The following is an 11,700-nucleotide window of genomic DNA, read 5'->3' as shown; positions in this document are numbered from 1 at the left end:
GGGCGCATGGCCAGATCAGACATCGTGATCCCGGGTGAGGATCTTCAGCGGGCAGCGGACGCGATGCGGCAGGTGCTGCGGACCATCAACGTGAAACGCAGTTCCGCCGACTTCAGCCGGACCGTCGGGCCCCCGATCCGCGATGCCGCGGAGAACTTCGAGGACCGCTGGGACGCGGGCCGTAAGCAACTGCGCAACGAGTGCGATGACATCATCGAGGCGATCGATCTCGTCCTCGACACGTTCACCAAGGTCGACGAACAGGGTGGCGACAGCCTCGGAGGCGCGCGATGACCACATCGGTACACGCCCCCGGATCGTTCACGTTCGAGGTGCCCGAGGGCTGGCTCGACTACGACCTGGCCCGGCAGGATCTCAGCAGGCAGCAGCACGAGCTACGAGCCGCGGTGACCACCCCCGAACAGCGTGCGGCCGTCGATGACGCCATACGCCAGGCCCGCCGTCTGCTGCGCACGGCACGGCAGCAGGGCGCCGCGGCCGCGGCTGGCATGATCGCCCGCGACGACGACGGCGGACTGCTGATGGCGTTCGTGGCGGTTTTCGGGATCACCGTCCCGGACGGCACCGAACCGTCGGTCGCCGACATCGCCCAGCAGGTGTCGCGCCCGGCACGAGCCGACGGCTACGGAGACCGCACCGTCACGTCGGCCACCCTGCCCGCCGTCGGGACGGTTGCCCGGATCACCGGGACCGAGATCGTCGAACTGACCGAGACCACGTCGGCGGTGATGGTCGCCATGCACACGATCGTCCCGGTCCCCGGACAACCGGGATCCTTCCTGGTGGTCACCGGGATGAGCCCGAACCTGCCGCTCGCCGACGCCCTCTACGACGTCTTCGACGCGATCACCGGGACACTGCGCTTCGCCTGACGGTACGAGCCGGGATGCCTTGTCGGGGCACCCCGGCTCGTACCCGTCAGTCCGCTTTCGGCACCTGCACCGCGGTCAAAACCCCGTCACCCAGATGCAGGTAGGCACGACCGGGCCGGGCCGCCTGCCCGACGATGCCCCGCGGAATCCGCATCCCGATCAGGTCGCCGTCGGTGATGCTCTGCGGTGCGATCAGCAGACCGGCCCGGTTCCGTTTGAGCTGGGTCAGCCAGCCGGCCAGGCCGAGACTCAACGCCTCGGCGTTGCCGGCCACTGCGAGACCCCAGCCGTTACCCGCCGCTCCCCGGGCGAGGGTGTTCAGGTCACCGTCGATGTCGGACTGCGCCAGCAGTTCGGCGTCGTCGATCACCACCGTGCCGGTCTCCTCCGGAATGCTCTTCAGCAGCGTCCGGAAGTCCACCGCGGCGACCCCGGCATCGGTCACCACTGCGGTGACCCCCGGCTGCCCGGCCAGGTCACGCAACGGCGACCGGCGCGGCGCCACCACGATCAGACCGGTGCCGTTCGCCAGCAGCGTCCGGGCCACCGACAGCAACGCGGTGCTGCGCCCGGACCTCGGTGGGCCACCGATCGCGAAGGTGGGGATGTCGGCGAAATCCGGTCCGAGAGGGACTATCTCGTCACCACCGACACCGACGGTCGCGGTCAGTGGCTTGCTCTCCGCCGGCAGCATCCGGCGCATCTCGGCGTACCCGATCAGCTCCGGCAGCGCCGCGAATCGGCGGGGCCGGGCATGTGCCGGCACTCCGGCGTCCCGGGCGGTGATCTGCCGGGCACCCTCGACGATGGCCGCTGCCTGTCCCTGCCCGCTGACGTCCGGGCCGAGCACGGCGATCTGTGCCTCGGCGTGGTCGACCATTCGCAGTGCCCGGCCCGGGCCCAGCTCCGGTGGAACCTCGCGCAGGTTCAGGCCGAGCAGCGAGTAGTCGCCGCGGTCGTTGAGACGCAGGATCAACTTTTCCTCGGTGGCTCCGGCGAACCGGCCCGAACCGAGCACCTTGTCCCCGGCGAGCACGACGTGTACCCCCACCCCGGCGCCGTCGCGCAGCACCCGGGTCAGCCGGTCCAGGTAGCTGCCGTTGTCGTAGGTGGCGAAGTCCCGTTCGAACACCTCGAATCGGTCCACCAGCAGCACTATGTGCGGCAGGCGCCGGCCGGCAGGGGCGTTACGGCGCTGCTCCGCCAGGTCCGCCACTCCTTGCTCGCCGAACAGCGCCTGCCGGCGGGTCAGCTCGCTGTTCAACCAGGTCAGCATGCGGTCCAGACGCTCGGTCTGCAGCCGGTCCACCACGGCGCCGCAGTGCGGCAGACCAGCCAGGGGTAACAACGCCCCGTTGCCGCAGTCGACGGCGTAGAGGTGGACGTCGGCGCTGGAGTGCCGGGCCGCCAGCGAGGCTGCCAGGGTGCGCAGCGCCTGCGAACGGCCGCTGCGCCCAGATCCGACGAAGAAGATGTGGCCGGTGCGGTCGACGTCGAACAGCAGCGGTTCACGGCTCTGCGACGCCGGCAGATCGACGATGCCGTACGCGACCGCGCCCAGATCACCCGGCCGCACGGGCACGGCGGGCTGAGGTAGCTCGGCCCACTGCACGACCTCGGCAAGGGGTTGCAGCCACGGGCTCGGCTGCCGCGGCACCCCGAGCCGCTCGGTGGCCGCGACGATGGCACCGACGAGTTCCTTCAGATCGGTGTCGGCCGGTCCACCGGCCGGCGCGCCGGAAACTCGCCGTGGCGGGACCGGGTCACCCAGCCGGAGCCAGTCCACGTGGGTGATCTCGATGCGCACCTCGTCGGCCCGGTCCCCCAGCACCGGCCGCTTGCCACCGATCCGGCCCGCCTGGAACGGCAGCAGCGCGGCGTATCCCAGCCGCGCGAACGCCCGGCCCGGCGTACGCGGCGACAACTCGCCGGCGTCCGGGGCGTCGATGATGTCGCGGCTCTCACCCTGATCAGTGGTACGCAACGCGATCCGCAGATTCGTGTTGGCCCGGATGTCCGGGGTAACCGCACCCGACGGCCGCTGCGTCGCCAGCACCAGATGAATGCCGAGCGACCGACCCCGCTGCGCGATGTTGACCAGGCCGGTGACGAAGTCCGGCAGCTCTCGCACCATCGACGCGAACTCGTCGATCACCAGAACCAGCCGCGGCATCGGTGGCATGCTCGCGTCCCGGGCCTGGCGCTCCTGATACCGGACAATGTCGGAGGCCCCCGCCGCGGCGAGCGCGTGCTCACGCCGACGCAGCTCCGCGCCGAGCGAGGTGAGCGCCCGCTCCACCAGGTGGGTGTCCAGGTCGGTCACCATACCGACGGTGTGCGGCAGTTGCTCACACTCGGCGAAAGCGCTGCCACCCTTGTAGTCGACCAGTACGAAGGTCATCTCGTCCGGCCGGTTCGCCACCGCGAGGGTGGCCACCAGGGTCTGCAGCAGCTCCGACTTGCCGGCGCCGGTGGTTCCCGCGATCAGGGCGTGCGGCCCGTCCCGGACCAGGTCGATCGCGAAACGGCCGTCCATCCCGGCGCCGAGCACGGCCTCGGTGCTGCGGGGCCGGACCGCCCAGCCGGCCGCGATCTTGTCCGGGGTCGGGGGCTCCAGGTCGAGGATGTCGAGAAGGCGTGCCGACTGAGGCAGAACCGTTTCGTCGCCGTCGCCGGAAGCACCCAGCGACGCCATCCGGCGGGCTGCCCGCTCGTACCAGCCGGCATCCGGTTCGTCGGCGCGGATCCCGGTGACCTGCGCGGTCGTGGCCGTCCGCACCGAGGCACCGGTGTCGTCGGAGACCACGACCGCCCGGCATTCCTCCGGCAGCAGCCGTTCCTCCGGCTCCAGGCACAGCATGTGCACGCCGGCTGCGGGACCGTCACGCAGCAGGGTGATCGCGCCGGGCATCGACCGCAGCCGCCGGGCGCCGTCGAACACGACCAGGACGTCCGGCTCACCGCTCGCCGCGCCACGCTCGGCCGGGTTCTGCCGGTCGCTCGCGGACCGGGCCGCGATCGTCCGGTTGAGCTCGGCGATGCGCCGCGACACCGACTCGGCGGTGGTGCCGATGCGGACATACGCCTCCTCACCCTCGGCGCGGGCGTGGGGCAGCCATCGCAACCAGGACCAGCGGTTCTCGGCGCCGGCATCGGTGAGCACACAGATGATCAGATCATCGGGGCTGTGCAGAACCGCGGCCTGCGCCACCAGCCAGGGCGCGAGCCGGGTCAGACGGCTCCCGGCCACCCCGACCACGCCAGCGGCACGCACGTCCACCGGCACCGGCACCTGACCCAGTTCCGGCACGGTGACCCGGCGGTGCTCGTCCAGGGCGGGATCCTCCACCCGGACTGTGGACGGCATCGAGCAGGTACCCACGCGCAGCGCGAGGAAGTCGTCGTCGTGACGGCGCCGTTCCCACAGCCGCTCGCCGGGAAGCGTGGCGATACGGCCGGTGAAGGCCGGATCCGGGTACGCGTACCGTCGGGCCCGCTGCTCTTCGAGGACAGCCTCGTCGATGTCGGCACGAACCCGGGCCAGCTTCTCGTCGTGTTCCTGCATCTGCTCGGCGAAGCTCTGCGTGCCCCGCCGTTTGCTGCTGAACTGGGTCAGCAACGCGCCGATCGGGGAGACCAGGGCGAGGAAGATGAATCGCCAGTTGCCGGTCGCCAGGATGCCGACCAGAGCACCGATGGCCGGGGTCAGCAGCAACGTCACCAGCGGGAAGTGGTTCTTCTCCGGTTTGACCGGCTCGGCCGGCAGCCGGAACTTCCCGCCCGGGATCTGCGGGAAGAACCGCGGTGGCCGGTTGAACTCCCACGTGAAGCCGTCTGCCGCGCGGGTCAGCGGCGCGCGGGCCGGTACGCCGGTCGCCAGTTCCAGCAGGATCCCGCCGATCGCCAGCTGACGACCAGCAGGCCATTCGGTGGTGCCCTCCAGCGTGACACCGTCCATCTCCGTCGCCGACACGGCGGTGACCTCGACCGTACGGTCCACGGTCACCAGTAGACGGGCTGCGACCGGTGGCACCTCACCGGGCAGGCGCACCCGGCAGGTGGCCGCACTGCCGATTTCGTACTCTCCGGGCGGCAGGAGCACGATCCCGCCCGCACCCGGTCCACTCACCAGCCGTACCTCCACCGCACCGGACCGCCCGGCCGACGACCGGGCCGGGCGGTTCAGGCCCAGTTCGGCCCCCGCGCCCAGCCGTGCCTCGGCCAGCGACATCCGCGGATCCAACGGTGTGGCGCCGTGGAACAGCGTGCCGGGACTGCCGCCGACGGCCTCGGCCAGCTCAGCGGCGAACGCCCGCACCGACGTACCCGGTTCCGCCTCCACGACCAGCGGCTCCGCCGTCGGTGAGTCCTCGGAAACCAGACTGACATTGAGACGCATCTCGTTCCTCCTCCCATCCTGTCCAGCCGCGGACGCCCGGCGCTGTCGCGCCGGGCGTCCGCGGGTCGTCTCTTCGGCTGAACGTCAGCCGAGGCGTGAACCGAGGTCCTGGTCGGTGGAGGCGAACGCCTCGCCGACCGAGCGCACGTAGTTGCCGATGCCCTGCAGTCCCTGGTTGACCTGGTCGAAGCCCTTGGCGAACTCGTCGAAGAACGGCTGGAACCGCTGCTGGGCCGCCGGAGTGCGGTACCCCTGGGCTAGCAGGTTCTGCACCTTGCCGCGTACCTCGACCAGCTTGTCCTGCAGCTGGGAGAAGTCGTTGAGCAACGCGGCCGAGGTCTGGGCGGTCTCGTCGCTGTTGACCGCGAAATCGGGCATGATGGTGCTCCTTGATCTGTTGAACGTGCTCCCCGGCCCTCGGCCGGTGAGTTGTCTACCTACGGGTCTTCTTGGTGAAGCCGGTGTCGTCTTTCTCGTCGAGGACGAACCCGTGCCCGATCTCGCTCGGAGCCGGCGGCTCCTCGCCCTGACGTTCTTCGATGGCACTGGCGGCCAGGTCGCCCGTCAGCCCGGAGCCTGCGGCTTTCACCGCCTGTGCCGCACGTTCCTCGATCGGGTCGTCACCGGTGCCGCCGGAGTCGGCATCCGCTGTCTTGCCGGCGTCGGAGGCGTCCTGTCGGCCGGTTTCCGGGCGTGGGGCTTCCTGCCCTGTGGGAGCGCCACCCGGCGCTGATGGCAGAGGCGGCGGTGCAGTGGTCGGTGCGGCGCCCTGGGCCGTCTCGGCCGGAGACACCAGGGGGGTCGCGGTAGCAGGCCCATCGCCCGGCGTCGCGGACTCGGCCGGATTCTGGGCCGGCGACACGGACGTATCGCCGGCAGCCGAGGTCGGCAAGGACGGGTCAGCGGGTTCGGCTCGGGAGTCCGCCGAGCCCACGGCTGTTCCGTCTTCGGGTGCCGCTGTCCGGTCCAGCGCCTCGTCCCGGGTGTCGCCAGCAGGCTGACGCGACTCGGACCCCGTGGTTTCCCGGACGGGCTCCGCCGCCGGCCCGGGACCAGCCACCTGGGCGGTGCTCGACGCGTCGACCTCGGGTGATGCGGCAACGCCCGACGATCCAGAGTCCACGGTGGGCGGCAGATCCGACGGCCCGGCCGACGATGCCGTACCCGCGGAACCGCCATCGGCTGTGGAAGGCGCCCCCGTACCAGTATCCGCGGAGACACCTGAGCCGGAGCTCTCCACGCTGGAGGCCGAGGGGCCGGTATCCACCGACGCGACGGCGGAGTCCGATGTATCCCCACCCCGTGTCGTTCCGACGTCGTCGTTCGGGCGCGCACCGAGGTCGAACCCATCGCCGGAGCCCTTCCGGAAGCCGTCGAAGGCAGTTCCGAAGGCAGCGCCGGCCGCGGCCTCACCGGCGATCGAGGCGAGGTTGAATCCCTCGCTGTTCGAGTTGCCGAGCCGGTTCAGGCCGACCGTCGCGACCTCCTGCACCACTCCCTTGCCGAACTCGGCCACGCCCTGCCGGCCGAGAGCCCCGGTACGGCCACCGAACGTCAGCGCGCCCTTGATCAGGGTGTTGTTCCGGCCGATCTGTCCGAACGCCTGTGCGCCGCTGCTGACCGTCTTGACCAGGCCGGGAGCCACCGACTTCGCCCCGCGGACGAATGGGCCGAGCAGCTTCGCGCCGGGTACCAGGGTTACCAGGCCGACCAGGAGGGTGCCCAGCTCGAAGTTGCCGTTAGCGCTCTGGACCGCGACCGTCACCACCAGCGCGACCGCGGCGAGCACGATACCGACGACGGGCAGGACCACCCCGACGACGGCGATGACGATGTCGATGATCAGCCGGAAGATCGGGTTGTTGCGGAAGAAGTCGCCGATCCGCTGAAAGAAGCGACGCCGGGGAGGCGGCTTGATGGCCTTGTCCGCGGCGTCGTCGAGCGCTGCCCGGCACCGGGCCGAGGCCGCCTCGCGCAGCCGGCGGGCGTCGGCGGCGAGCCGTTGCGCAGCCGAGAGCCGGGCCTTGGCTCCCGTGATCTCGTCGGCTGCCGCCCGTACCTCAGCGATCTGGTCCGGCGTGGCGTCGGTCGCCGCTCTCGGGGCTACCCGCCGGGTGGCCGGCCCGGCCTCGAGGGCCTGATCCATCGCGGTGTCGATGCGGGTCTGCTGGTCACGCAGTACGCGGGCGTAGGTCCGGTAGGCCTGCGCTGCCGCGTCGAAGGAGTCGACCGTCTGCTGGAGCTTGCCCGGCAGCTTGCCGAGCATGTCGCGCAGCTTCTCCATGGACTCCCCGCGCGCCCGGGACAGGGAGCCGCCTCTACCGAGGACTCGAACACCGGTCTGGGCGTCGTCTCGGATCTCCTCATAGAACCGGGCAAGCTCGTCGATCCGGTCCGGATCCCCGGGAGCCGGATCCTGGTCCATGCCGAGAATGTCGAACCCGGACGTATGGCGCCGGCTCACCGGGACTCCATCTCGTGGTGTGCGACCGGTGACGACATCAACTCGGCCCGTAATGCCCGGACCGCGTAGTGCGCCCGCGACTTGACCGTGCCCGGAGGTATGCCGATCACACGGGCTGCCTCGATCACCGTGCTGCGCCGGTAATACAACTCGAACAGCACCACGCGCTGCTCCGCCGAAAGCCGGCGCAACGCGGGCATCAGTGCGACAGTGGTCACGACGGCATCCGCGTGATCCGGGACCGGACGTTGCAGGCTGTCCCAGATCTCACCGGTAACCGGACGAGCCCGGCGTGCGCGCATAAGGTCAACGGCCGCGTTGTGAGCCACCGTGTACAACCAGCTCCGGACCGACCCCTCCCTGCCGATCAGACTGTGCCGGTGACGCCACGCCTTCAGCAGTGTCTCCTGGTACACATCGTCGGCGACATTGTGGTTGCGACTCAGTCGCAGCAGGTAAGCACGGATCGGCTCCCCGTAGCGCGAGACCAACTCCAGGTAGGCGCGCTCGGCGCTGGAATCCCCGGCCGGAGCGCAGGCGACAGCGCTGCACTGCCGAACCGTTTGGCCCGGTACAGCGGAGTGCCTTCGCCGGGCCGCCGGACGCGGACGCTGCGGTACGTTCCGGGTTGGATGAGCGCCATCCGCGGCGAGACTTCGACCCCTGTTCACTGCGACGGTGCTCCCTCAGCTTCATTCTCAACAGTCCAGAACTCGCTCCAGCGTCGGGGAAAGGCCGTGCCGATACTTTTCGATTGCCTGAGGATTCTCTGAGGAAACCTCACCACAGGCGTTTTGGACCGAAATATTGACGATCGCCATGCATTCCGACTCCAATCGGACAGTTCTCCGCGGGTCGTCGCATGACGAGTGACCTGTACGATTGCGCTCGTGCTCGGGGCGTCCTACCGTTTCGCAGGGTTCGAGCTTCACCCCCGCCTCTTCGAGCTCCGGTGCGCTGGTAAGCGGGTGCCGCTCGAGCCTCGAGCGTTCAACGTCCTCTTTCATCTGATCACGAACCGTGATCGAGTGGTGTCCAAAGAGGAACTCCTCGACTCGGTGTGGGGTGATCGCTTCGTCAGCGAGGCCTCGGTCACCACGGTGCTTCGTGCGGTTCGGGTGGCGATCGGTGACACCGGCAAGGAACAACGCCTGATCCGGACCGTGCACCGCCGCGGTTATCAGTTCATCGGCACGGTCGACCAGGCCACGGACGGGCTGGAGGCTGATCGCGAACTACCCCTGCCGGAGCGGTTGGCGATGCCGACGGGCCTGGGGTTCGCCGGCCGGGAGCACGAACGTACGGTGCTCAAACATCTATGGAAGCAGGTCGTCGCCTCGCAGCAGCGTCGACTCGCGTTGGTCAGCGGGGAAGCGGGGATCGGCAAGACGACGCTGTGTTCGGTGTTCGCAGCCTCGGCGCACCGGGATGCCACGGTGTTGTACGGGCGCTGCGACCAGGAATTGTCCGTGCCCTATCAGCCTTGGCGCGAGGCGCTGCTGAGCCTCGACCGGCACATGCCCGATGCCGTCGCCGGCCACCAGCTGGCGATCGCACCGCTGCTGGGCGCAACCGAAGCGGCAGACCTCGATTCGGACTCGGCACGCTTCGCGCTCTACAGTTCGGTCGTCGGCGTCCTCGACGCCATCGCCGCGCGGGGAAAGCCCGCGCTGGTGATACTCGACGATCTACATTGGGCGGACGTGCAGACGCTCACCCTGCTGCGCCATCTGGTCGAGAGGGCATTGGCCACGCCGGTTCTGGTGCTCGCGACGTTTCGGGACTCCGACATCGACGCGTCACATCCGCTGACCGGACTGCTGTCCGCGACTCATCGTGAGCCCGGCACCACCCGGCTGGCGTTGGACGGACTCGATGACAGCGAGCTGCTCCGTCTTCTGGAGGACGTAGCCGGCCACGAGATGGACCGCGACGGACTCGTGTTACGTGACCTGCTGCGGGCCGAGACCGAAGGCAACCCGTTCTTCGTCACCGAGATCCTGCGCCATCTCGGCGAGACAGGAGCGATCAGGCAACGCGCCGACGGCCGTTGGACAGCTCCGACCCGACTGGGAATCCACGGGTTACCCACCAGTGTGCGCGAGGTCGTCAGCAGCCGCGTCCAGCGACTCGGTCCCGAAACCCGCAGGGCACTCGACACGGCTTCGGTCATCGGCCGTGACTTCGAACTCGATCTGCTTTCCGAGCTGCTCGGCGAAGACCCTCTCCAAACGCTCGGACGGCTCGGGCCCGCCGTCGCCAACGCGCTCATCCTCGACGCCGGCGGCCGCTTCGCGTTCACTCACGCCATCGTCGCCCATGCCCTGTACACGCAGCTCAGCCCGACGGTACGCGCGTTCGGCCATCAGGCGGTCGCGGTGGCGCTGGAGCGACGATGCGGTGCCGATCCGGGCGAACGTGCAGGCGAGATCGCTCACCACTGGATCCACGCCGTCACCCCGTACAACCACGGAAAGGCCGCACAGTACGCCCAGTCGGCGGGCGACTATGCGCTTTCCCACCTCGCGCCGGACGAAGCCGTCACCTGGTACCGCCAGGCCCTCGACTTCCTTCTCGACGATGACCCGGCGCAGCGCTGCGAAATCCTGGTCGGCCTCGGGACCGCCCAACGCCAGATCGGCGACCCGGCGCATCGCGAAACGCTTCTCGGCGCCGGTCGCCTCGCTCTTGAGCTGCACCACGACGATCTGCTCGTCCGTGCGGCGCTGGCCAACAATCGCGGCGACGTCAGCGTGTTCGGGTCGATCGACGACGAGCGGGTCGCGATCCTGCGCCGGGCGATAGCGGTACGACCCGGCGGGCCCGACGGTGCTCTCCTCCATGCGATTCTCGCCATCGAGCTGCACGGAGCGCCCGATGAACAGGTCGAGCCTGTGGCTACCCGGGCAATGATGCTCGCCCGCGCAGTTGGTAAGGCCCGCGTCATCGCGGAAGTGGTGAGCCTTGCCCAAAGCGCACTGCGCGCTCCCGACGTCCTCAGGCAGCGGGCACGATTGCTGCCCGAAGGTCTCGCCGCCGCGGAAACCACCGGCGACGCGCGGCTGCGCGGCATACTCGCGATGTCCCAGCACGAGATCGAACTCCAGCTCGGTGATCGCGACGCCATGGACCGGGAGAAACTGATTCTGGGCTCCTTCGCAGCGAACAGCCCGGAACCGTTCGTCCGCTGGACCACCTCTCAAACCGACTCTCTGCACCTGTTCCTGGACGGCGACCTGGAAGGGGCCGAGTCCGTCGCCACGGCTGGCTTCGAGCTCGGTGCCGCCACCGGGCAACCGGAGGCGTTCTTCGGCTTCGCCGGCCAGATGTTTCAGATCCGCCGAGCCCAGGACCGCCTCGCCGAAACGGTCGATGCCCTCGAGCAGGTCGTTCAGGAGAACCCGGGGCTGCTGGTCTTCCACGCCGCCCTCGCCTACGTATGGTGCGAACTCGGAAGAGAAACGGAGGCCCGGGCGCTCGCCGAGGCTTTTGACGCCTCAGACGGCGGCGCACCTCAGTTCTGGTCTACGGCCCTGATGCTGTGGGCCGATGTCTGCCATACGCTTGCCCTGCCCGAGCCCGCCGCCCGGATCCTGCCAGTCCTCAGCCGATGGCAGGAGCAGATCGCAAGCACGGGCGCCACCACCGAGGGCTCCATCGCCTACGGACTGGGCCGTACGCTCGCAACCCTTGGCCGGATGCAGGAGGCGGCCGCCGCCTACGAACTCGCCCTCACCGTCAACCGCCGGCTGCGGGCGCCTCTGTTCGTTGCCCGCACACAGCTCGCCTATGCGGAGGCCCTCGACGGAGCCGTGCCCGGCAGGGCACGCGCCATGGCGGCCGAAGCACAGAGAACCGCAGCGCGATTCGGCTTCGTGCTGGTCCAACGACACGTCGCCCCGTTCATGGAACAACTCTCCTGAGGTCGGACTCCCTCGGAGCAG

General features: G+C 69.5%; 7 protein-coding genes. 3 read left to right on the top strand and 4 right to left on the bottom strand.

Going from position 1 to position 11,700, the window contains the following annotated elements:
- Nucleotides 1–6: 6 nt before the first annotated feature.
- A complete protein-coding gene (locus EER30_RS11200) occupies nt 7–294 on the top strand; it encodes a hypothetical protein (RefSeq protein WP_127500325.1) in 288 nt (95 codons plus the stop codon).
- On the top strand, nt 291–893 hold the full coding sequence (locus EER30_RS11195) for a hypothetical protein (protein WP_127500324.1): 603 nt from the start codon (nt 291–293) through the stop codon (nt 891–893). Before EER30_RS11200 ends, EER30_RS11195 begins: the two co-directional genes overlap by 4 nt.
- 46 nt (nt 894–939) lie before the next feature.
- Here EER30_RS11195 and EER30_RS11190 read toward each other — a convergent pair whose 3' ends face one another.
- The 4 genes from EER30_RS11190 to EER30_RS11175 all read right to left on the bottom strand — a co-directional run bounded on the left by EER30_RS11190 (nt 940) and on the right by EER30_RS11175 (nt 8,427).
- Nucleotides 940–5,292 carry an FtsK/SpoIIIE domain-containing protein gene (locus EER30_RS11190; protein WP_127500323.1) on the bottom strand — a complete coding sequence of 1,451 codons (4,353 nt, stop codon included), beginning with the start codon at nt 5,290–5,292 and terminating at the stop codon, nt 940–942.
- An 84-nt stretch (nt 5,293–5,376) separates the two neighbouring features.
- Entirely contained in the window at nt 5,377–5,670 is a 294-nt protein-coding gene (locus EER30_RS11185) for a WXG100 family type VII secretion target (RefSeq protein WP_092555671.1), read from the bottom strand.
- A gap of 55 nt (nt 5,671–5,725) precedes the next feature.
- Nucleotides 5,726–7,756 carry a hypothetical protein gene (locus EER30_RS11180; RefSeq protein ID WP_127500322.1) on the bottom strand — a complete coding sequence of 677 codons (2,031 nt, stop codon included), beginning with the start codon at nt 7,754–7,756 and terminating at the stop codon, nt 5,726–5,728.
- On the bottom strand, nt 7,753–8,427 hold the full coding sequence (locus EER30_RS11175) for a sigma-70 family RNA polymerase sigma factor (RefSeq protein ID WP_127500321.1): 675 nt from the start codon (nt 8,425–8,427) through the stop codon (nt 7,753–7,755). Before EER30_RS11175 ends, EER30_RS11180 begins: the two co-directional genes overlap by 4 nt.
- A 219-nt stretch (nt 8,428–8,646) precedes the next feature.
- Between EER30_RS11175 and EER30_RS11170 the strand changes: the two genes are divergently transcribed.
- Nucleotides 8,647–11,679 carry an AAA family ATPase gene (locus tag EER30_RS11170; RefSeq protein WP_164842284.1) on the top strand — a complete coding sequence of 1,011 codons (3,033 nt, stop codon included), beginning with the start codon at nt 8,647–8,649 and terminating at the stop codon, nt 11,677–11,679.
- Nucleotides 11,680–11,700: the final 21 nt, after the last annotated feature.

The sequence above is a fragment of the Actinoplanes solisilvae genome (genome assembly GCF_003999975.1).
GTDB lineage: Bacteria > Actinomycetota > Actinomycetes > Mycobacteriales > Micromonosporaceae > Actinoplanes > Actinoplanes solisilvae.
The sequence above is the reverse complement of the archived record's forward strand: the minus strand, read 5'-3'. Positions and strand labels throughout refer to the sequence as shown.